At 38.1% G+C, this 21,278-nt stretch carries 21 protein-coding genes, 1 riboswitch and 1 other annotated feature; of the genes, 1 reads left to right on the top strand and 20 read right to left on the bottom strand.

The window, feature by feature from the left end; all coding sequences use genetic code 11:
* Positions 1-27: 27 nt before the first annotated feature.
* The 10 genes from B2R82_RS16825 to B2R82_RS16780 form a co-directional block, all read right to left on the bottom strand.
* Positions 28-534, bottom strand: coding sequence for a metallophosphoesterase (locus B2R82_RS16825; RefSeq protein ID WP_286926027.1), 507 nt, complete (start codon positions 532-534; stop codon positions 28-30).
* Positions 535-546: 12 nt separating this feature from the next.
* Positions 547-1,140 (bottom strand): XTP/dITP diphosphatase, encoded by a 594-nt coding sequence (locus tag B2R82_RS16820; RefSeq protein ID WP_286926026.1) that lies wholly within the window; start codon positions 1,138-1,140, stop codon positions 547-549.
* The gene (gene rph / locus B2R82_RS16815) at positions 1,140-1,889 is read right to left on the bottom strand and encodes a ribonuclease PH (RefSeq protein ID WP_286926040.1); all 750 of its coding nucleotides are present in this window, start codon (positions 1,887-1,889) and stop codon (positions 1,140-1,142) included. The genes B2R82_RS16820 and rph overlap by 1 nt, the downstream gene beginning before the upstream one ends.
* 129 nt (positions 1,890-2,018) lie before the next feature.
* Positions 2,019-2,816: a glutamate racemase gene (racE, locus tag B2R82_RS16810; RefSeq protein ID WP_286926025.1), complete on the bottom strand. Its 798-nt coding sequence runs from the start codon at positions 2,814-2,816 to the stop codon at positions 2,019-2,021.
* A gap of 10 nt (positions 2,817-2,826) precedes the next feature.
* A complete protein-coding gene (locus tag B2R82_RS16805; RefSeq protein WP_283869081.1) occupies positions 2,827-3,279 on the bottom strand; it encodes a MarR family winged helix-turn-helix transcriptional regulator in 453 nt (150 codons plus the stop codon).
* Between the two features lie 74 nt (positions 3,280-3,353).
* Entirely contained in the window at positions 3,354-3,575 is a 222-nt protein-coding gene (locus tag B2R82_RS16800) for a helix-turn-helix domain-containing protein (protein ID WP_004226437.1), read from the bottom strand.
* 212 nt (positions 3,576-3,787) lie between these two features.
* A complete protein-coding gene (locus B2R82_RS16795) occupies positions 3,788-4,246 on the bottom strand; it encodes an acyl-CoA thioesterase (RefSeq protein ID WP_286926024.1) in 459 nt (152 codons plus the stop codon).
* A gap of 205 nt (positions 4,247-4,451) precedes the next feature.
* Positions 4,452-5,231, bottom strand: coding sequence for a succinate dehydrogenase iron-sulfur subunit (sdhB, locus tag B2R82_RS16790; protein ID WP_283869083.1), 780 nt, complete (start codon positions 5,229-5,231; stop codon positions 4,452-4,454).
* A 5-nt stretch (positions 5,232-5,236) separates the two neighbouring features.
* On the bottom strand, positions 5,237-6,991 hold the full coding sequence (gene sdhA, locus B2R82_RS16785; RefSeq protein WP_286926023.1) for a succinate dehydrogenase flavoprotein subunit: 1,755 nt from the start codon (positions 6,989-6,991) through the stop codon (positions 5,237-5,239).
* 66 nt (positions 6,992-7,057) lie between these two features.
* Positions 7,058-7,666 carry a succinate dehydrogenase cytochrome b558 subunit gene (locus B2R82_RS16780; protein ID WP_054770928.1) on the bottom strand — a complete coding sequence of 203 codons (609 nt, stop codon included), beginning with the start codon at positions 7,664-7,666 and terminating at the stop codon, positions 7,058-7,060.
* Between the two features lie 272 nt (positions 7,667-7,938).
* Here B2R82_RS16780 and B2R82_RS16775 point away from each other — a divergent pair, with 272 nt between their 5' ends.
* Entirely contained in the window at positions 7,939-8,373 is a 435-nt protein-coding gene (locus tag B2R82_RS16775) for a YslB family protein (RefSeq protein ID WP_054770927.1), read from the top strand.
* Between the two features lie 46 nt (positions 8,374-8,419).
* Here the strand turns inward: B2R82_RS16775 and B2R82_RS16770 are convergent, their stop codons facing one another.
* The 10 genes from B2R82_RS16770 to B2R82_RS16725 form a co-directional block, all read right to left on the bottom strand.
* Positions 8,420-9,679 (bottom strand): methyl-accepting chemotaxis protein, encoded by a 1,260-nt coding sequence (locus tag B2R82_RS16770; protein WP_286926022.1) that lies wholly within the window; start codon positions 9,677-9,679, stop codon positions 8,420-8,422.
* Between the two features lie 133 nt (positions 9,680-9,812).
* Positions 9,813-11,039 carry an aspartate kinase gene (locus B2R82_RS16765; RefSeq protein WP_286926021.1) on the bottom strand — a complete coding sequence of 409 codons (1,227 nt, stop codon included), beginning with the start codon at positions 11,037-11,039 and terminating at the stop codon, positions 9,813-9,815.
* 133 nt (positions 11,040-11,172) lie between these two features.
* Positions 11,173-11,351, bottom strand: a riboswitch (Lysine riboswitch).
* A 39-nt stretch (positions 11,352-11,390) separates the two neighbouring features.
* Complete coding sequence (uvrC, locus tag B2R82_RS16760; protein WP_286926020.1) at positions 11,391-13,181, bottom strand: excinuclease ABC subunit UvrC; 1,791 nt, start codon at positions 13,179-13,181, stop codon at positions 11,391-11,393.
* A 112-nt stretch (positions 13,182-13,293) separates the two neighbouring features.
* On the bottom strand, positions 13,294-13,605 hold the full coding sequence (gene trxA / locus B2R82_RS16755; protein WP_286926019.1) for a thioredoxin: 312 nt from the start codon (positions 13,603-13,605) through the stop codon (positions 13,294-13,296).
* A 141-nt stretch (positions 13,606-13,746) separates the two neighbouring features.
* Positions 13,747-15,096, bottom strand: a complete 1,350-nt coding sequence (locus B2R82_RS16750; RefSeq protein ID WP_286926018.1) for an amino acid permease — start codon at positions 15,094-15,096, stop codon at positions 13,747-13,749.
* A 56-nt stretch (positions 15,097-15,152) separates the two neighbouring features.
* Positions 15,153-15,386 (bottom strand) — a binding site (T-box leader).
* A gap of 143 nt (positions 15,387-15,529) precedes the next feature.
* A complete protein-coding gene (locus B2R82_RS16745) occupies positions 15,530-16,507 on the bottom strand; it encodes an electron transfer flavoprotein subunit alpha/FixB family protein (RefSeq protein ID WP_286926017.1) in 978 nt (325 codons plus the stop codon).
* Positions 16,508-16,557: 50 nt separating this feature from the next.
* Positions 16,558-17,331: an electron transfer flavoprotein subunit beta/FixA family protein gene (locus tag B2R82_RS16740; protein WP_286926016.1), complete on the bottom strand. Its 774-nt coding sequence runs from the start codon at positions 17,329-17,331 to the stop codon at positions 16,558-16,560.
* A gap of 109 nt (positions 17,332-17,440) precedes the next feature.
* Positions 17,441-18,214 carry an enoyl-CoA hydratase gene (locus B2R82_RS16735; RefSeq protein WP_286926015.1) on the bottom strand — a complete coding sequence of 258 codons (774 nt, stop codon included), beginning with the start codon at positions 18,212-18,214 and terminating at the stop codon, positions 17,441-17,443.
* 14 nt (positions 18,215-18,228) lie between these two features.
* Complete coding sequence (locus B2R82_RS16730) at positions 18,229-18,810, bottom strand: TetR/AcrR family transcriptional regulator (RefSeq protein WP_283869093.1); 582 nt, start codon at positions 18,808-18,810, stop codon at positions 18,229-18,231.
* 187 nt (positions 18,811-18,997) lie between these two features.
* Complete coding sequence (locus tag B2R82_RS16725) at positions 18,998-20,689, bottom strand: AMP-binding protein (RefSeq protein WP_286926014.1); 1,692 nt, start codon at positions 20,687-20,689, stop codon at positions 18,998-19,000.
* Positions 20,690-21,278: the final 589 nt, after the last annotated feature.

Here is a 21,278-nt window from a genome sequence, read left to right as displayed (position 1 = left end):
AAATAAAGCGGATTTCTACAACCATCATTATTCATTTCGCATAAATGTATAAGCGTCTAAAAGCCGGTGATCGTCCGTAAAGAAATCAACTTTAAAAGTTGTCTGATTAATCTCCACAACGGCAAAGCTCTTCTCTTGGCGTCCACGCGGCTTTAACAGGCTCCCTGGATTTAAAAATAATATACCATCAATCATCTCTGCTCCTAGCATATGAGAATGTCCGAAGCAGGCAATTTGTGCATCCACTTCTTTTGCTCGGTAGGATAATGATAGCAAAGAGCTTTTCACATTAAATAGATGACCATGGGTTGCAAAAACTTTTATATCGTCAACATCAATCACTATTTCATCTGGAAAGGCTGAATCAACGTCACAATTACCCCGTACTTTTTTCATGCCCTCTAATACCTGATGGGAGAAAGGAAGCTCACTATCCCCACAATGTATCAAAATGTCAATGTTTGGATAAAAGCCTCGAACCTTTTCAATCACATCGCTATCACCGTGTGTATCACTCATCACTAGTATTTGCATGGATATCACCTCTTATTTTATAAGATTTGACAATTGTTCCTTCAACTGACGAATTGCATTTCCACGGTGAGAAATGGCAGCCTTTTCTGCTGGTGATAGCTCAGCCATCATACGGCCTAAGCTTGGTACGTAGAAGATTGGATCATAGCCAAAGCCATTTGTACCGCGTTTTTCATGGGCAATAACACCCTCACAAGTACCGAAAACTGTAGTTGTGTTAAAATTAGGACCTGCAATGGCAATACAGCAGCAGAAGCGTGCTGTACGATTTTCATCTTCAACATTCTTTAAATTTTCTAGCAGTTTGACTATATTCGCTTCATCATCATGGTCGCCTGCATACCGTGCAGAATAAACGCCTGGCTCTCCATCTAATGCATCGACAGCTAAGCCGCTATCATCTGCAATAACGATTGTGCCGAGCTCTTTGGCTAATGCCTCTGCCTTTAAGACTGCATTTTCCTCAAATGTAGTGCCCGTTTCTTCTATATCCATTTCTGGTGCCACTTCAAACATGGTTACCACTTCATAGCCAAGTGGACCAAATAAAGCTTCGAAATCCTTTGCTTTTCCTTTATTTTTCGTCGCGATTACTACTTGCTTCATCACTTTTGTCCTCCAATTTGATCTGCCAATTCGCCAAGTGTCTCTTTTTGTAGTGCAATTAACTCTTGAATCCCTTTTTCACCTAATGCTAGTAAATCATTTAACTGTGAACGAGAAAATGTTGCTTCTTCTCCTGTTCCTTGAAGCTCAACAAATTGTCCTGCTCCTGTCATCACAATATTCATATCAACAGCTGCATCAACATCTTCTACATAGTTTAAGTCTAAAATTGCCCCCTGTTCTTCGACAATTCCAACACTTGTTGCTGCTAAATAGTCAGTCACAGGAAATTTTTCAAAAGGCTTTTCGGCACCGAATTTAGCGATTGCCTGTGTCATTGCCACAAATGCACCTGTAATAGAGGCTGTACGTGTTCCTCCATCCGCTTGAATAACATCACAATCAATCCACACTGTTCGCTCCCCAAGTACCTCTAAGTCAACAATAGCACGCAATGCACGGCCTATTAAACGTTGGATTTCCATTGTACGACCATTCACCTTGCCTCGTGATGACTCACGTGGTGTACGCTGTGCTGTTGCACGAGGTAGCATCGAATATTCTGCCGTGATCCAACCTTTGCCCTGTCCACGTAAAAATCCTGGAACCTTATCCTCAATTGTTGCTGTACAAATCACTTTTGTATTACCAACTTGAATTAAAACTGAGCCTTCAGGGTGTACTAAATACTCACTATCTATTTTTACTGGTCGCAGTGCATCTGCATTTCTTCCATCAAATCTTGTCATCATTCTTGTTCCTCCTAAAACTTTCGCACTCATCTTATCATACTTTAACCATTCAAAAAAGTGTACGGTTCTCTACGTTAGTTGCTAAAAACAGCAAAAATCAGCCTAGCCCGTCGCTAAGCTGATTTTTTATTTTAATGTCATACGTTTTATATCGAGAGTACCTTGTTCAAGCCAATTTTCAGCAATTGAACGGAAAATGGGTACCGACCCTGTGGCATAAAATTTATGAGCAGGCACTATAGTTGAATCAGCCAACGTGCCATTATACTCAAGCATTTCTTGAACATCCTTTGCTGTTTCCTCTGCAGAAGATAGCACGAAAACATCTTCTCCGACAACAGCTTCAATTTGTTTTTGCAAAATTGGATAATGTGTACATCCTAAGATGACCGTATCAAATTGTTCATTTTTCAACGGCTTTAAGCCTTCTGTAATTAATTTATTAGCAAATCCACCTTTATATTCGCCACTTTCAACAAGTGGGACAAATGTTGGACAAGCAAGTGGAATAATATGTGTTGACGTATTGAGTGACAGTAAGGCTTCCTCATACGCCCCACTTTTAATGGTTCCTTCTGTTGCAAGCACAACGACTTCATGTCGCTTCGTTTTCTTTACAGCTGCACGTGCGCCAGCATTAATAACGCCTAGTACCGGAAAAGGCATATTTCTTTGTAAACTTTCGAGTGCTACTGCAGTCGCTGTATTACAAGCAATAACAAGCATCTTGATATTCATTTTCTCGAGTGCTTTTGCCATTTGCCAAGTGAAATTCCGTACTTCCTGTCGACTTCTCGGACCATATGGACATCTTGCTGTATCGCCAATGTAGTAAATCGTTTCATTTGGCAAACGTTTCATAATTTCCTTTGCTACGGTTAAACCGCCAACTCCTGAATCAATAACGCCTATCGGGGCATTCATACTTTCCGCCTCAATCCTGTTTCATGTGTACATGTAGTCTTTGTAGATATCCTGATAATTGCGCGACTTCTTGCTCATTAAAACCTACAAGTTTTTCCTGCAAATACTGTTGTCTTTTTTCAATAACCTCTTGAATAATACGTTCGCCTTTCTCGAGAAGATGAACAACAACGACACGACGATCATTTTCGTCACGTACTCGTTTCACTAATTCATTTTTCTCCATTCGGTCCACTAAATCTGTTGTTGTACTAAAAGCTAAGTATAATCGGTTAGACAAGTCGCCAATTGTCATATCACCAAGTTCTTCTAACCACTGTAATGCAACAAATTGTGGCGGTGTAATCGCATATTGCGAAACAATTTCTCTTCCCTTTTGTTTCACAATGGCCGCTATATAGCGTAATTCCTTTTCAACCGTTGCAACGGTTTCAGGTGAGTGTTTTGTTACTTCATCCGACATATAACTATTTCACTCCTAAAAATACGTTGAATAGTTCTATTTTGTCGTTTTTTTCATGAAATAGCAAGTGTCCATTAGTCTAATTTAAATTCTTCTAAGCGTAACAGCTCAATTAACGCCTGAGATCGATTTGTTACACCTAGCTTTTGAATTGTATTGGAAATGTGATTTCGCACTGTTTTTTCACTAATACCAAGTTGCTCTGCTATATCCCTCGTTGTTTTTTCAGCTAATAAAAGCGCAAATATTTCACGTTCTCGATTTGTTAAAAGAGAACGATGATGAGAGCCATTCATTTTCAGTTACACCCTCCTCCCCCGCACGTATTGTAACTTATGATAGGGAATGAGGAGCGGTGACGGCTATTTTCATGAATATGACATGTTTCCTTAAAAATTTCGAAAATTCCCGTCATAAATAAATAAATGAAATGTATTGGTAAACGCCTTTCAAAATGATAAAGGTTGTTCACTACCAAAAAAAATTGCTTGTCAAAGAACGATTTATATTAGAGTATGGAAAGGCTGGCTAAATGATTCCTTGCTTCTTCAGATAAAGCTACACTTTTCCCAGTGCGAGGGTCCATTTGCACAACTGTCCCTCGACCCGTGAAACAAACTTCATCTTTTTGATTTTTCCCCATATAATGAATATCCAATGATGAATTACCAACCTTCGCTACCTTTGTATATATTTTTAATACATCATCAAAGAAAACCTGTCTTACATAATCACATTGTAGATCTGCTACTATTGGAATTCCCTCAACATTCTCATCAATTGCAGCTGGCATTAGGATACCTAAGTGACGGAAATAATCAATTCGTGCTTGTTCAAAATATGTAAAGCTAACTGTATTGTTCATATGACCATACATATCTGTTTCAGAAAAACGTACACGTACCTCGATATAAAAAGAAAAATCCTTTGCCCATTCCCGAAAATCTTCAATATAATTTGCTTTCATCTTACCATCCTCCTAAAATTAATTCGCTTTTAAATTTAGCGAATCGATAAATGAATATATATTCATTATAAAGGAGATTATTATATTATCATAGAAAATTCAGCTATTTGCTTGTTTTATTCACAAAATCCCTTAGTGGAGGAAATTGGGATAGAAAAACCCCCTGACACTTTGCGTGTAGGGGGTTAAAGTAAAGCTTGTACAATTAGTCAACGAAGTGATCTGAACCGAAGAAGTTACGGAACATTTGCACTGTAGTTGCACGGTTTAATGATGCGATAGATGTTGTTAAAGGAATACCTTTTGGACATGCAGCAACACAGTTTTGAGAGTTACCACAGTTTGCAAGGCCACCATCACCCATAATCGCATTTAAACGTTGATCTTTAATCATAGCACCAGTTGGGTGAGTGTTGAATAAACGTACTTGTGATAATGGTGCTGGCCCGATGAATGATGCTTTTTCAGACACGTTTGGACAAGCTTCCATACATACACCACAAGTCATACATTTAGATAATTCATAAGCCCATTGACGTTTACCTTCTGGCATACGCGGACCTTCACCTAAATCATAAGTACCATCGATTGGCACCCATGCTTTAACTTTTTTCAGTGCATTGAACATACGTTCACGGTCAACTTGTAAGTCACGAATTACAGGGAATGTTTTCATAGGCTCTAGTTTAATAGGCTCAGTCAATTGATCAACAAGTGTTGAACAAGATTGACGTGGACGACCATTAATAACCATTGAACATGCACCACAAACTTCTTCTAAACAGTTCATATCCCATGCTACCGGTGAAGTATTTTCACCATTTTCAGTAACAGGATTTTTTTGAATTTCCATTAAAATTGAAATTACGTTCATACCATGACGGTAAGGCACTTGGAATTTTTGCCAGTAGCTATTGCCGCCTTTAGTATCTTGACGTAAAATTTCCACTTTGACCATTCTTCCAGTATTTGCTGCGATTTGCATAACTTTTAGTCTCCTTTCGCAGAGTAGTCGCGTTTACGTGGTGGAATTAAAGAAACGTCGACTTCTTGGTACGTGATGATAGGATTACCAGTAGTTGAATCAAACTTCGCCATTGTTGTTTTTAAGAAGTTTTCATCATCACGGTTCGGGAAATCTGGTTTATAGTGAGCACCACGGGATTCATTACGCAATAATGCACCCTTTGTCATTACTTTCGCAAGAATTAACATATTTTTAAGCTGACGTGTAAAGTGCGCACCTTGGTTGCTCCATTTTTGTGTATCATTGATGTTGATGTTATTCCAACGCTCAGAAAGATCATCTAATTTTTTCAATGTATCTTCAAGTTGGTCGTTATAACGTACTACTGTCATCGTAGCAGTCATCATCTCACCAAGCTCTTTATGAAGCAAGTAAGCGTTTTCTGTGCCGTCCATCTTCATGATAGCGTCCCATTTAGTTTGTTCTTCTTTTTCGCGAGCATCGTAAAGCTCTTGTGGAAGATCTTCAGCATGCTTTTTAAGATGTTTTACATAATCTACTGCGTTTGGTCCTGCAACCATACCACCGTAGATAGCAGATAATAATGAGTTTGCACCAAGACGGTTTGCACCATGTTGTGAGTAATCACATTCACCTGCTGCAAATAGACCAGGTATTTCAGTCATTTGGTTGTAGTCAACCCATAATCCACCCATTGAGTAGTGAACTGCTGGGAAAATTTTCATAGGTAATTTACGTGGGTCATCTCCAACGAATTTTTCGTAGATTTCGATGATACCACCAAGTTTAACGTCCAATTCATGTGGATCTTTATGAGAAAGATCTAGGTATACCATGTTTTCACCATTGATACCAAGTTTTTGGTTTACACAAACGTCGAAAATTTCACGTGTTGCAATATCACGTGGTACTAAGTTACCATAGGCTGGGTATTTTTCTTCTAGGAAGTACCAAGGTTTACCGTCTTTATAAGTCCAAATACGTCCACCTTCACCACGAGCCGATTCTGACATTAAACGGTTTTTGTCATCTCCAGGAATCGCTGTAGGGTGAATTTGGATGAATTCACCATTCGCATAAGAAGCACCTTGTTGGTAAACGATAGAAGCAGCAGATCCAGTATTAATAACAGAGTTTGTTGTTTTACCGAAGATAATACCAGGACCACCAGTCGCCATAATAACAGCGTCTGCACGGTATGATTTAATTTCTTCAGTACGCATATCTTGTGCTACAATACCACGACAAACGCCATCTTCGTCAATAATGACACCAAGGAATTCCCAGTGCTCATATTTATTAACTAAACCAGCTACTTCGTGTGAACGAACTTGCTCATCTAGTGCATATAGTAATTGTTGACCAGTTGTTGCACCTGAGAATGCTGTACGGTGCATTAATGTACCACCAAAACGACGGAAATCAAGAAGTCCTTCAGGTGTACGGTTGAACATAACGCCCATACGGTCCATTAAGTGAATAATACCAGGAGCCGCATCACACATACCTTTAACTGGTGGTTGGTTAGCTAAGAAGTCCCCACCGTAAACTGTATCATCAAAGTGAATCCAAGGAGAATCCCCTTCACCTTTTGTATTTACCGCACCATTAATTCCGCCTTGCGCACATACAGAGTGTGAGCGTTTTACAGGAACTAATGAGAATAAATCAACTTCAGTACCAACTTCAGCTGCTTTAATCGTTGCCATCAGACCAGCAAGACCGCCGCCGACAACAATTATTTTGCTTTTCGCCATGATTATTTCTCACTCCTCTTAAAAAATTGCAATGATTGCATGTGCTCTATAATAGCTTCTATTAAATTAAACGAAAGCTAAAATAGCAGCCACACCAACTACACTTAGAATTACGAAAAGAATGTTTGTTACATAAGTAGCAATCTTTTGAGACTGAGGAGATTGTACAACACCCCAGCTTACTAGGAATGCCCATAGACCGTTTGATAAGTGGAAAGTTGCTGATAAAATACCAACGATGTAGAATCCAAGCATGATTGGATTAGCAACGATATTCGCCATCATATCGTAATCAACGTGTGTACCAAGCGCTTTTTGAATACGAGTTTGGAAAATATGCCATGCAATGAAAATCACTAAGAATACACCTGTAAAACGTTGTAATGAGAACATCCAGTTACGGTATGTGCTGAAACGTCCTGTATTTGGTGTAGCAGTGAATGCAATGTAAACACCATAAAATGCGTGGAACATTAATGGAATATAGATGACAATCCATTCAACTAGGATAAGGAATGGAATCTTTTCCATTACTGCGGTAGCATCGTTGTAACTTTCTGCTCCGCCTGTTGCTGTAAAGTTAATGAACAGGTGCATCGTTAAGAACAAACCTACTGGAATGATCCCAAGTAGAGAATGTAAGCGACGCCATAAAAACTCTCGATCTTTCGACAAGACTGTTACCCCCCTTAGTACTTAAAATAGCACAACAAAAGAAGTCATCATTTTGTAAATGATACTTCATTGACTGTGTATTTCATCATGGTACAATATTATGACATGTTTATTGTACTCTCAAGAGCTACGAGCGTCAAGGTAACTTAGAGTTTTTCATAGTCCTCATTAAAGAACTAATCTAGTACATGATGCATCAATTTTTCTCGAAAAAACTATCTTTACTTTATCAGCGTTAAATTTTAAGAAAATTCTAAGAAAGAAGGATTTCAATGTTAAACCCTCCATATCCTACTATCTCATCATTTGGCTATGAGATTATCCGTGATCATATTTTATCTTCAATTCTTGGTAAACACGAGGAGGATGTACTTTACTGGGCCGGAAAAGAGCTGGCTCGGAAGTTTCCTTGTAAAAGTCAAGAAGAACTTATCGCATTTTTCGCAGATGCCTGTTGGGGTACCCTTGAATTAATTAAAGAAACAAAAGATGGACGTATATTCCAGTTGACAAATGATCCTGAGCTGCTATTAGTTGGGCACCGTTGCTTTAGATTGGAAGCCGGTTTTATAGCAGAGCAAATTCAGCAAGCAAAAGGCTATTTAACAGAATGCTACGATGAAAAACAAGTTAAACAGGAGCATGTGATGTTCACTGTGAAGTGGGATGTTAAAGAAAGAATTATGAATACTATACCAACAGAGTAAGAAAAAGGATTGCATCCCTCTCTTTATTTATGGGATGACAATCCTTTTATAGTTGCGCATGTCTTTCTTTTAACAGTATATCTATTAATGCAATAAAGGCCTCCAATATATTGAGCGAGTGTTGAATCATTTCCTCTAAGTTACTAATTGATAGTTCATTGACTAATTTTTGTGCAGCAGTATGTACGAATTCATGCGGTTGTTCTATTTGACGGTACTCTGATAAGGAATGATACTGCTCAAGATGTCCATAATACCATTGTCCAAAGGCACATTGATGATGTGTTTTTAAAATATCCTTTTGTCCTGCCCTTTGAATTGTATTTCGCAAAAAGCTTCCATGATCCATTAATCTTGCTGCTAACTGACTTATGACGGTTTGCTCTGAAGGTTTGCGGATGGTCGGTACAATAGCTTTTAGCATTTCAGTGACTTGATTTTGAATTGTCTCGGAGAAATCACTAGTATGTGATAATTCTGTTGTCGTGATAGCCAATCGATCAATCGCTACTACATTTTCCTCAGACGCAACTGTTATTTGGTGAACGCCATGTGCCACCTCTTCAATACTTTTGCTTGTAATAGACAGATTCGTAATATTGTCTTTCATATCGCTTAAGAAATTTGTGAAATAGTATTCAACCTGTTCGATATTCGTTATAGTATGATGTAATTTCTCATCGATGACTGATCGAATTGTTGTCATTTCTTTTAAGGAACCTTTGGAGCTATTGGCTAACTTCCCTACCTCCATTGCCACAACATTAAAACCCTTTCCATGCTCACCAGCTCGCGCAGCTTCAATTGAGGCATTTAACGCAAGTAGCTGCGTTTGATCAGCAATCGTTGTAACACTTTTGCCAATGTTATTCATTTTTTTCATTTCATCCCTCAGTTGCTCTGTTGAATGAGCTCCCTGGATTAACAACCCTTGAACAATTTCACCTTTTGTAATGGATGACTCCATCTCTTTCACTAATTGAATAGAATGCTGTTTGATTTCTTGAATGTTTGCATTCACATTTTGCTCTACAGCTAATATTTCTTCTGTGTTTGATGACATTTCTTCACTCATTGCTGAAATATCCCCTACACTTGTTGACACTCCCTGCACCTTTAAAGCAGTTTGAAAATTAATTAATTCCATATGTGCTAGTACAAAGTCTAATATTGCATTTTTTACATCAATGCTTTCCTGTGCAAGTTCCAATTCTAGAATGCGTTTTTTCAGTAATTGTATTTCAGAATCATTGCACTGATTTATACCTTCAACAATTGGTTTTTGAAATAGACCAAATAATGCCATTCAATACTCACCTCTTCCTTGCCAAAACATGTAATCTTTCTCTATTATATAACAATCAATTTCGATAAAACATTAAATTGATGTAAACGTCCCATATAAAAAAAGGATGTGGCTATTGCACATCCTTTCATTTTTACATATAAAGTGCTTGCTCTAAATTAAATTCATCATGTAAAGCATTAGCTGCATGAATCATGTCATCTTGAGGCACTACAACAGACACTTTGATTTCGGATGTACTAACCATCTTAACAGGGATGCCTTCATGTCGTAAACGATCAAACATTCGTGCAGCAACGCCTGGATTAGATGCCATTCCCGAACCAATAATAGATACCTTTGCCAAGCCGATTTCAAAATCAGCAAAGCTGAACCCAAGCGACAATTTACTTTCTTCTAGAACACGTAATGCTTCTGCAAACTCTTCTTTCAAAATCGTAAATGATACAGTCGGTTTAAGACCGTCAATAATCGCTTGCACGATGATATCTACATTAATGCGATAATCTGCAAGTATCGTAAAGATATCTGCCAACGAAGCATCCGAATAAGCATCATACCCTACCGTTAAACGAATAACATCTGATTCATAGGCAACACCACGTACAATTAAATTTTTTTCCATCTCAACTTCCTCCTTCAATAAAGTACCTACTGTATCTATTTCATTTGATCGAATAATAATGGGTATTTGAAACTTCTTTGCTAATTCTACAGCTCGTGGATGTAAGATATGTGTACCTAAATTCGATAACTCTAGCATCTCATTATAGGAAATTTCCTTTAATTTTTGTGCACCGTTCACATGGTTTGGATCAGCAGTATAAACGCCATCCACGTTCGTATAAATATCCACACGCTCCGCATCCAGTGCTGCTGCAATGGCCACAGCAGTCGTCTCTGCTCCACCTTTACCAAGAGTCGTAATATTTTGTAAATGATCAATACCCTGCTCCCCAGCAACTACAACAATTTGCTTCTGTGCTAAATGCTCTTCTAGTCGACTTACATCCACATAATCAATGCGTGCGTTAACATGCATTGCATCTGTCTGAACACCTGCCTGCCAGCCTGTTAATGACACTGCATTATAGCCTTCTTCCTGCAAGGCAATGGCCATTAAGGCACTTGATTGTTGTGAGCTTGTTGAACGTAGCACATCTAATTCACGCTTAGACGCATCATCAGATAAATCCCGTGCCATTTTTGTTAATTCATTTACTGAGCTTGTCATTGCTGCAGTGACAATAACTACATCATGACCTTTTTCTTTTTCATGAATTGCCTTTTTCGCAATCTCAAAAATATGTGCTGATGATGCTAATGTAGCACCGCCAAATTTCATTACAATTCTTGCCATCCTGAATCTTCTCCTTTTCATCATCACTAATTTGACGTAATTTCTATTCGGAGTGTCTACTAGAAAACCAAAAAAAGCAGCTTTCACATAACGTGAAAGCTGCCTATACATGTACAATAAAAAAATCTTGCGCATGTGTGATAGCTCTCCGAAACGTTTAGAATCGACAGTCTTACATTTCTTAAATGCAAAACCAGTACAACATCGGAAACAACGATGCTCCACTTCGGCAAGCTCCCCTTTCATACATCTTCACAGGATTTGTTCATCCTCTGATGTACTACTTTTGAATCTTGCACCTCTATCATCACTTAAAATAGTGAATGTATGTTATTAAACATTAGCATATGTCTATTCCTTTGACAATGTCTGTTCCTGAAAATAGGTATATATATGACTAGCAAGATTAGCAGGCATCCCAGCCTCTTGTAATGCTAACTCACTTGCCTCTCGAATTTTTTTGACAGAACCAAAATACTTTAATAATTGCTGTTTTCGCTTTGGACCAATACCCTCAATCTGATCGAGAACAGATTGAATAGCATGCTTTTCGTGCTGCTGGCGTAGGAATGTAATGGCAAACCGGTGTACCTCGTCTTGAATTCGTTGCAATAAATAGAACCCATCACTTGTGCGCTTTAACGCAATGACCTCAGGTGGATCACCAAATAGAAGCTGTGATGTATTATGCTTTTCATCCTTCGCTAAGCCAGCGATTGGAATGACCAGCCCAAGCTCATCCTCTAATACTTCTCGTGCAACTTCCATTTGTCCCTTCCCTCCATCTATTAAAACTAAATCTGGTAGGGGTAATCCTTCCTTTAGTACACGAATGTAACGACGACGTATTACCTCCTGCATCGCCCCATAGTCATCGTGCTTAGCAGCTGTCCGAGTTTTATACTTCCGATATTCTTTCTTTGCAGGCTTGCCATCGATAAATACCACCATTGCAGATACAGCATCTGTTCCATGCATATGACTGTTATCAAAAGCCTCGATTCGTAAAGGTGTGGAAATTCCCATCGCTTCACCTAGTGCCTCACATGCACCAATTGTTCGTTCTTCCTGACGTTCAATGAGCTGGAACTTAGCTGCTACTGCGATTTCAGCATTTTTTGTAGCGAGGTCAACAAGCTCTTTTTTTTGCCCACGCTTTGGCGTCAATACCTTCACATCTAATAATTCTGTTAAAATCGCAGCATCAATAGCTTGTGGGATAAAAATTTCCTTTGGTTTAATATGCTCTAGCTTTTCGTAGAATCGACCAACAAATGTTAAAAATTCCTCCTCTGCTTCCTGATAAATCGGAAAAATAGAGACATCACGCTCAATCAGTTTACCTTGACGAACAAAGAATACTTGAACACACATCCAGCCCTTTTCAACTGCATAACCAAATACATCTCGATTGGTCGTATCACTTGATACAATTTTTTGCTTTTGCATAACTGTATCAATATGTGCAATCTGATCACGGAATTCTTTTGCACGTTCAAACTCTAAATTTTCAGCAGCGGCTAGCATTTTTACCTCAAGCTCCTTTTTGACTGCCTCCACGCCACCATTTAAAAATTTGGTCATATCCTCAATCATATCCTGATAAATTTGAGCATCAATCTCCTTCACACAAGGTGCCATACATTGACCCATGTGATAGTATAGGCAAACCTTGGAAGGTAGTTGTACACATTTTCGAAGCGGATATAAGCGATCAAGTAGCTTTTTCGTTTCACTTGCTGCATATGCATTAGGATAGGGTCCAAAATACTTTGCCTTATCCTTTTTCACTTTTCGTGTCGTAATAAGACGAGGATGTTTTTCATTCGTAATTTTTAAATACGGATAGGTTTTATCATCTGTCAACATGACATTGTATTTAGGATCATGAAGTTTTATTAGATTAAGCTCTAAAATCAATGCCTCAATATTCGAGGAGGTTACAATATAATCAAAATCTTCTATCTCACTTACAAGTCTCTGTGTTTTCCCCTCATGTGTACCAGTAAAATAGGAGCGTACTCGGTTTTTTAGCACCTTTGCTTTTCCTACATAAATAATGGTTCCTTGCCGATCCTTCATCAAATAGCAGCCAGGCTGATCAGGCAAAATATCAAGCTTTCGTTTTATTAAATCATTCATTACAACCTGCCCCCTCTTTGTTAAACATAGTGCCCATCCTCTATTAATTTATTATATAACGAAAAAAAGCCAAGCACATCAAATGATGGCTCGACTTTTCATATCTTATCAATTAAGCATGTTTTGCAATAAATGTCTCTAACGCTTCTTTAGGTTGGAAGCCAACAGTTTTATCTACCAATTCACCATCTTTAAATAATAATAAAGTTGGAATTGACATGATTTGATATTGGGCTGCCGTACCTTGGTTGTTATCTACATCTACTTTTACGATTTTAGCCGCACTGCCTTCAGCATCCATTTCTTCAAGTACAGGTCCAATCATTTTACATGGTCCGCACCAAGCAGCCCAAAAGTCTACTAGCACTAACCCCTCTTTAATATCATCTTGGAAAGTTGCATCTGTTGCATGTACAATTGCCATTTGAAATCCTCCTTAAACTTACTATGCTTGTAGTATAGCATGGATAATTTACCTTGAGCGAACAATCTGCCTATAATGCAAAATTGATGAAAAAACAAGATGAAAAAAGTCGAAACAGCTTGAATGAATTTATAATTTAGCCTAGTTTGTATGATAGCGACCTTTATAAACATACGTTAACGTAATAAAGAGATAAATAGCTAAAGTAATACCTGTTACAATTATAGAAGTTGTAAAAATAATACCAACCAAGATAGCACTTAGCGCAATAATAGCAATCCACGTTGTGTAAGGGAACCATTTAACCACATAGGCACTTGTTTTTTCTGATTGTTTTTTACGGGATTTCAGATGTGCAATCGCAATGATTAACCAAATAAATAACACCGTGTATCCTAGGGAACCCATTAAAAACTCAAAAGTCTTACTTCCAGCATATAGTGAAATAATTACACCAACATATAATGCTAACGTGCACATTAAAATCGCATATACCGGAACTTTTCTTTTCGATAAATGAGCAAAGATTTTTGGAACACGCCCGTCCACAGCCTGTGTATATAACACACGAGATGAGCCATAAAGCCCTGAATTCATGGAGGAAATAATCGCAAGTAAAACAACAGCGTTCATAATATGGTCTGCACCAGGAATCCCAATCATTTTAAACACCATTACAAACGGACTCTCAGGTACGCCATTTACTTCATTCCAAGGAATTAAGCTTACGATAATAAAGAAAGGTAGTAAATAGAACGTCACAATCCGAACTAGTGTACTGCGCACAGCTTTTGGTACTACCTTTTCAGGATTCTTTGTTTCCGCTAATGTAATACCGATAATTTCAGTACCACCATAAGAATAGATAACCACAAGCATTGCAGCAATTAATCCCATTGATCCGTTAGGGAAGAAGCCTCCATGCGCTGTTAAATTCGAAAAACCAACAGCTGTATGCTGACCAAATGATACAAGTAATAAAATTAAGCCTGCAATAATGAACACAACGATTACACAAATTTTAACTAACGCTAACCAATATTCTGTTTCAGCAAAAACTTTCACTGATAATAAATTAATCGCTGTAACTAACACTGAAACAGACAATGCCAGAATCCAAATTGGGTATTCAGGTAACCAATATTGAATGAAAATGGCCGCAACTACAGATTCTGCTGCAATATTCAAAACCCACATTTTCCAATAAATCCAATCTAGGAAATATGCTGGGTACTTTCCTAATATCGATTGAACTAAATCTCTAAACGTTCTGGCTTCGCTATTTCGAACTGCCATTTCCGCTAAACCTTGCATTACAAATAAAAGAATAATACCACCTAATAAATAGGCGATGAGCACTGATGGTCCCGCCATATCAATGGCAGCACTACTTCCTTTAAATAATCCTGCACCAATGGCACCACCTAAAGCCATCATCGTGATATGTCGTGAGGACATTGTGCGTTTTAATGTCTGGTTGTCTTTTTCCATTTTCTTTCCTCCTAAATCAAAAAGGCATATCGCCTATCCTTTCACCGTTAAATGAAAGAAGAGACGATATGCCATAAGCAAACCGCGGTACCACTCTAATTGATTCGATTCGAACCCTACTTTAAAACCTTGTAACGAAGGTTAATCGTCAAACAAATAGAATAATCTGTTAATTCCATTTATTTTACCACTCCTAGGCAAGTTCAAAGTCTTATTGGACTGCGTTGCACCACCCCGCAGCTCTCTCTACCAAATAATGAGCTTCTACTACTCCTAATCTTTGCGTTTCAAAACATTATTATTGAAAAATTTAATGATTATCCACCACTATAAGGGCTAACCATCATTATGTCAATATCTTATTTTGCGATAATTCTCAAAATAGAGCATTATACAAAAAAACAGGAGGAATGAATTCCCCCTGTACCCTTTACTATGCATTTACTTTTAATGCCTTAAATTCTTCAATTAGAAGAGGCACTACTTCGAATAAATCTCCTACGATACCGTAATCTGCCACTTTGAAAATATTAGCCTCAGGATCTTTATTAATCGCAACGATGACTTTAGAGTTTGACATACCTGCTAAGTGCTGGATTGCGCCAGAAATACCTGCAGCAATGTAAAGATCCGGTGTTACAACCTTACCTGTTTGACCAATTTGAAGTGAATAATCACAGTATTCAGCATCACATGCACCACGTGAGGCACCAACTGCGCCACCAAGTAAATCTGCTAGCTGTTTTAATGGTTCAAAGCCTTCTTCTGATTTAACACCACGTCCGCCCGCTACAACTACTTTTGCTTCTGAAAGATCAACACCTTCTGAAGACTTACGTACAACCTCTTTTATGATTGTGCGAAGGTTTGTAATATCCACCGAAATGGAAGCTACGTCACCTGATTTGCCTTCTACTTTTTCTAAAGGTGCAATATTGTTTGGACGAATTGAAGCTAAAATAACGCCGTCTTTTACTTTTACTTTTTCGAAAGCTTTACCAGAGTAAATTGGACGGATAAATACGATATCATCACCAGTGCCTTCAATTGAAGTAACATCAGATACTAGACCTGCCTGTAACTTACTTGCAATCTTTGGTGATAAATCTTTGCCATTAGCTGTATGACCAAATACAATTCCAGCTGGATTTTCCTGCTCAATGACAGCTAATAACGCTTGACCATATCCATCAGATGTATATTGTTTTAAATGTGGATGCTCTACTGTTACAACACGATCAGCACCATATTCAAATAATGAACCAGTTAAATCTGCTACAGCATCCCCTAAAAGTACGCCGACAACCTCGCCACCATCAGCGATTTGTTTTGCAGCAGCAATTGCTTCGAAAGAAACATTACGTAAGCTTCCTTCACGAACTTCACCTAATACTAATACTTTTTTTGACATAGTATATTCCCTCCGTTACCCTTTAAGATTCGATTAACATCATCAAATTTTTAAACTACTTTTGCTTCAGTGTGAAGTAGATTTACCAGTTCTTTTACTTGTGCAGAAAGGTCACCTTCAAGAACGCGTCCTGCTGCCTTTTGTGCTGGTAAGAAGATGTCTACAGTTTCAATCTTCACTTCTACATCATCTTCATCGATATCTAAATCATCTAATTCAAGTTCTGCAAGCGGTTTCTTCTTCGCTTTCATGATACCTGGTAAAGATGGGTAACGAGGCTCATTTAAACCTTGTTGAGCTGTTACTAATAGTGGTAAAGAGGACTCGATAACCTCTGAATCACCTTCGATATCGCGTACAATTTTCGCAGATGTTCCATCGATTTCAAGTTTTGTAATTGTTGTTACATAGTTAATGCCAAGTAAATCTGCAACACGTGGACCTACTTGCCCAGAGCCACCATCTATCGCTACATTTCCTGTTAAAATTAAATCAGCATCTTTATCTTTTAAATACTCAGCTAAGATAAAAGCAGCTGCATTTTGATCTAATTCATCTAAATCATCTTCAGTGTTAATAAGAACTGCTTCATCTGCTCCCATGGCAAGAGCTGTACGTAGTTGCTTTTCTGCATCTTCGCCACCAATTGTTACTACTGTTACTTTACCCCCAGCAGCATCGCGAACTTGGATTGCCTCTTCAATGGCATATTCATCGTAAGGGTTGATGATGAATTCAGCACCATCTTCTTGAATTTTACCACCAGACACAACGATTTTTTCTTCCGTATCAAACGTACGTTTAATTAATGCAAAAATGTTCATATATCCATACCTCCTGGAACGTTTTATAATTCTAAGTAAACTTATAAATATTATATATTTTCAGTTTGGATAATGTCGATTGACAAGTGCTATCGACACGAATGGAAAATTATTTACCAGTAAAGACAGGCTCACGTTTTTCAATAAATGCTTGAATGCCTTCTTTAGCATCTTCTGTTATAAAAACGGTACCAAACGATTTTGCCTCAGCCTCTATACCTTCGTAGAATGAAGCAGGTTTCGCAAATTGCAAAGTTTGAATAGCTGCCTTTAAGGCGATTGGGCTCTTCTTCGCAATTTTCTTAGCAGTTTTTAACGTTTCCTCAAGCAACACTTCATCTGAATATGCTCGATTCGCTAACCCCCACTGCACAGCTTCAGTACCTGAAATTGGCTCACTTGTAAACATCATTTCTGCAGCTTTTGCAACACCAACATAGCGTGGTAATCGTTGTGTGCCCCCAAAGCCAGGAATCAAACCTAATTGTAATTCGGGCAATCCTAATTTTGCAGATTCTGTTACAAAGCGCAGATGACAGCTCATCGCAAGCTCCAAACCACCGCCAAGTGCAGCACCATGGATTGCAGCAATAACAGGTTTTGAGAATGATTCAACACGTTCAAAAATTTGTTGTCCATTGCTCGCTAGCTTTGTAAATTCCTCGCCAGATTCAACTTCAGTAAATTCCTTTATGTCTGCACCTGCTGAGAAGAAACGGCCTTCACCGTGAAGTACAAGGACACGTACTGCGTCATCGTTTTCAACTGCATCTAGCACTTCATTGACTTCGGTAATGATTCCACGCGATAATGCGTTTGCTGGTGGTCGTGCAATTGTAATAATTGCTACTCCATCTTCAACTTTCCAACTTAGAAATTCCATTTCTCCACATCCTTTTAAGCTTTAATGCCGTTCAGAATTAATGCCTGAACCTTTGGAACTTGTTCTATCAAATCATATCGATAGTCATTCATGACCCACGACGTAATGGTTTCATCAATTGTTCCAAATACCATTTGACGTGCCAAGCGTACATCCATCGTTTGATTGAACTCACCTGAAAGCATACCTTCGATTAAAATTTGATCAAGTAATTGTAAGTACTCTCTTAACACCGAATTAATCTTTAATCGTAAATCCTTATTCGATTGTCGTAGTTCTAATTGTGTGACGGTTGCTAGGTATCGATCTGTCGCTAGAACATTAAAATGATTTTCTATCATACGTGAAAGTTTGTCTTTAGACGTACTTCCATTTTCTATTATATCTTGTAATGACTCAACAAAAACAGCCATTTTTTCATTAAAGACAGAAATTAATATATCTTCTTTATTTTTAAAATATAAATAGATTGTTCCATCAGCCACCCCAGCCTGTTTAGCGATTTTCGACACTTGCGCTTGGTGATACCCATTTTCTGCTATAACGATGACAGCTGCATCAATAATTTGCTTATATTTCGGCTTATCACGTTTCACTTATATATCACCACCTATAAAAACTTACAGACGTCTACATGCTTTGTTACCACATGATGTAATCCTTATTAGTAAAAAGTAAGGATGTGACGTATTAACCTAAAAAAATATGAAAATATGAATGATCATTCATTCATATTTTCATATTATATTTTACAACTTTGCTTGTCAATACTTTATGACGTATTTATTTTGCTTCTTTATTCACTAATTTCGTTTTTTCTTCATCCACTAATGAGCGACGCAAAATTTTCCCTACTGCTGTTTTCGGAAGCTCATCTCTAAATTCATAATAGCGCGGAACTTTGAATGCAGCTAGATGTTGGCGGCAATATTTATTTAATTCGTCCTCTGTAATCGAATATCCTTCTTTTAATACAATATAAGCTTTAACTGTTTCTCCACGGTACGGGTCTGGAATTCCTGCAACTACACATTCTTGAATTTCCTCTCGCTCATATAAGACTTCTTCCACCTCACGAGGGTATATATTGAAGCCGCCTGCAATAATCAAATCCTTTTTACGATCCACTACATAGAAAAAGCCTTCTTCATCCATATAACCTAAATCCCCTGTTAAGAACCAGCCATCTGCGAACGTTGCTGCCGTGTCTTCTGGTCGATTCCAATAACCCTTCATCACCTGTGGACCTTTTACAGCAATCTCTCCAACTTCACCGACTGGAAGCACCTCCGTATCGCCTGTACGTAGAATAACCGCATCTGTGTTCGGCCATGGTAAACCAATTGAGCCGATTTTGCGTTTACCCCAAATAGGTGTTGAATGGGTTACTGGAGAAGTTTCTGTTAATCCATAACCTTCTACGAGCTTTCCACCCGTGACTGCTTCAAATTTCTCTTGCACCTCAACCGGAAGTGATGCAGAGCCACTCAAGCAAGCTTTAATGGATGACAAATCATATTTTGTAATATCTGGATGATTTAAAAGACCAATATATAATGTTGGGGCACCAGGGAAAAGCGTTGGTTTTTGCTTATCAATGGTTTTCAATGCCGTTTCCGCATCGAATTTTGGTAATAACACCATTTTATTTTGCGTGAAAACAGATAGTAACATAACCGTGGTCATACCATAGACATGGAAGAACGGTAAAATACCCATAATGGTTTCTTCACCATGCACACATTTATACATCCAAACATCACACATTGTTGTATTGGCAATTAAATTTTTATGAGTCAGCATCACACCTTTAGGAAAGCCGGTTGTACCTCCTGTATATTGAAGCAAGGCAATGTCCTCTTCAAAATCAAAAGAAATATCCAACACCTTAATTGGTGAGGAACGCATAATCTCAGTAAATAGATGGTTTTGACCGCTATGTTCTACCTTCACACTAAAACCGTATTGCTTTTTTTGAATAAAAGGATAAACTAAATTTTTCGGAAATGGTAAGTAATCTTTTATAGCCGTAACAATTACATTTTCAAGTGCCGTTTCTTTCATAATCTTCAAAACACGTGGATATAAGATGTCCATCACTAAAATAACCTTTGCACCTGAATCAGCCATTTGATATTGAAGTTCACGTTCAGTATAAAGTGGATTTGTTTGTACGACAACAGCTCCAGCATACATAGCACCGTAGTAAGCAATTACACTTTGAGGCGAATTTGGTAGCATAATTGCCACACGATCTCCCTTTTCTACACCAAGTGCTTGTAAATAGTTTGCAAATCTAAGCGCAGACTCATATAACTCTGTGTACGTCAAATCCTTCCCCATAAAATGAATCGCCACTTTGGATGGATTCTTTTTATAGGCACGTGTCAAAAACTCTTGCACTGGAATTTCCTCAAACGTTAAAGACGATGGTACTTCTTCAGGATAATTTGCTAGCCATGGTTTTGTTGTCATACGTCCTCTCCCCTTTGCCCCAAACTTTGTAAATTCTTATATTAATTATAATGAAAAAGAAATACAGTTTCAAACACAAAATAGAAAATAAATGCATTTTCGATTAATTATTATGCATTTAACAACATTTATATAACTGTATTTTATAGGGTTTTAGATTGCAAGACCTTATGAATACTCATTCATTCTTTGTTTTTTTATGCAAACATGTGAAGTAATATTTCTATATTGCGAAAATAAATTGTGAGGGTTAATTTTTTAAAAGATGAAAGATTAATGATAGATTTTAGTAGTATTTTGTGCGGTAGTGGTTTTGAGAGAATTTTGATGGCGATGAAATTTTTGATTTTGCTGAAGATTAGAGGATAATTTACACTGCCTAGGTGGGGACGAAATCACATGAGCTGTTTCTGAGCGACTTCTTTCCTTACCTGAGCGGTTCTTGCTGCCAACCGAGCGACTTCTTTCCCTACCTGAGCGGTTCTTGCTGCCAGCCGAGCGACTTCTTTCCTTACCTGAGCAGTTCTTGCTGGCAGCTGAGCAACTCTTTCCTTACCTGAGCGGTTCTGAGGTTAGTATAAAAAGTGGA

It is taken from the genome of Lysinibacillus sp. UBA6686 (assembly GCF_002455205.1).
Taxonomy (GTDB): Bacteria; Bacillota; Bacilli; order Bacillales_A; family Planococcaceae; genus Lysinibacillus; species Lysinibacillus pakistanensis.
Note: the sequence above shows the minus strand (reverse complement) of the source record. Positions and strands in the feature narration are given on the sequence as shown.

Excerpts from the sequence above, each read along its gene's own strand:
- B2R82_RS16825 (WP_286926027.1), bottom strand. The coding sequence starts at position 534 with ATGCAAATACTAGTGATGAGTGATACACACGGTGATAGCGATGTGATT.
- B2R82_RS16820 (WP_286926026.1), bottom strand. The coding sequence starts at position 1,140 with ATGAAGCAAGTAGTAATCGCGACGAAAAATAAAGGAAAAGCAAAGGAT.
- rph (WP_286926040.1), bottom strand. The coding sequence starts at position 1,889 with ATGACAAGATTTGATGGAAGAAATGCAGATGCACTGCGACCAGTAAAA.
- racE (WP_286926025.1), bottom strand. The coding sequence starts at position 2,816 with ATGAATGCCCCGATAGGCGTTATTGATTCAGGAGTTGGCGGTTTAACC.
- B2R82_RS16805 (WP_283869081.1), bottom strand. The coding sequence starts at position 3,279 with ATGTCGGATGAAGTAACAAAACACTCACCTGAAACCGTTGCAACGGTT.
- B2R82_RS16800 (WP_004226437.1), bottom strand. The coding sequence starts at position 3,575 with ATGAATGGCTCTCATCATCGTTCTCTTTTAACAAATCGAGAACGTGAA.
- B2R82_RS16795 (WP_286926024.1), bottom strand. The coding sequence starts at position 4,246 with ATGAAAGCAAATTATATTGAAGATTTTCGGGAATGGGCAAAGGATTTT.
- sdhB (WP_283869083.1), bottom strand. The coding sequence starts at position 5,231 with ATGCAAATCGCAGCAAATACTGGAAGAATGGTCAAAGTGGAAATTTTA.
- sdhA (WP_286926023.1), bottom strand. The coding sequence starts at position 6,991 with ATGGCGAAAAGCAAAATAATTGTTGTCGGCGGCGGTCTTGCTGGTCTG.
- B2R82_RS16775 (WP_054770927.1), top strand. The coding sequence starts at position 7,939 with ATGTTAAACCCTCCATATCCTACTATCTCATCATTTGGCTATGAGATT.
- B2R82_RS16770 (WP_286926022.1), bottom strand. The coding sequence starts at position 9,679 with ATGGCATTATTTGGTCTATTTCAAAAACCAATTGTTGAAGGTATAAAT.
- B2R82_RS16765 (WP_286926021.1), bottom strand. The coding sequence starts at position 11,039 with ATGGCAAGAATTGTAATGAAATTTGGCGGTGCTACATTAGCATCATCA.
- uvrC (WP_286926020.1), bottom strand. The coding sequence starts at position 13,181 with ATGAATGATTTAATAAAACGAAAGCTTGATATTTTGCCTGATCAGCCT.
- trxA (WP_286926019.1), bottom strand. The coding sequence starts at position 13,605 with ATGGCAATTGTACATGCAACAGATGCAACTTTCCAAGATGATATTAAA.
- B2R82_RS16750 (WP_286926018.1), bottom strand. The coding sequence starts at position 15,096 with ATGGAAAAAGACAACCAGACATTAAAACGCACAATGTCCTCACGACAT.
- B2R82_RS16745 (WP_286926017.1), bottom strand. The coding sequence starts at position 16,507 with ATGTCAAAAAAAGTATTAGTATTAGGTGAAGTTCGTGAAGGAAGCTTA.
- B2R82_RS16740 (WP_286926016.1), bottom strand. The coding sequence starts at position 17,331 with ATGAACATTTTTGCATTAATTAAACGTACGTTTGATACGGAAGAAAAA.
- B2R82_RS16735 (WP_286926015.1), bottom strand. The coding sequence starts at position 18,214 with ATGGAATTTCTAAGTTGGAAAGTTGAAGATGGAGTAGCAATTATTACA.
- B2R82_RS16725 (WP_286926014.1), bottom strand. The coding sequence starts at position 20,689 with ATGACAACAAAACCATGGCTAGCAAATTATCCTGAAGAAGTACCATCG.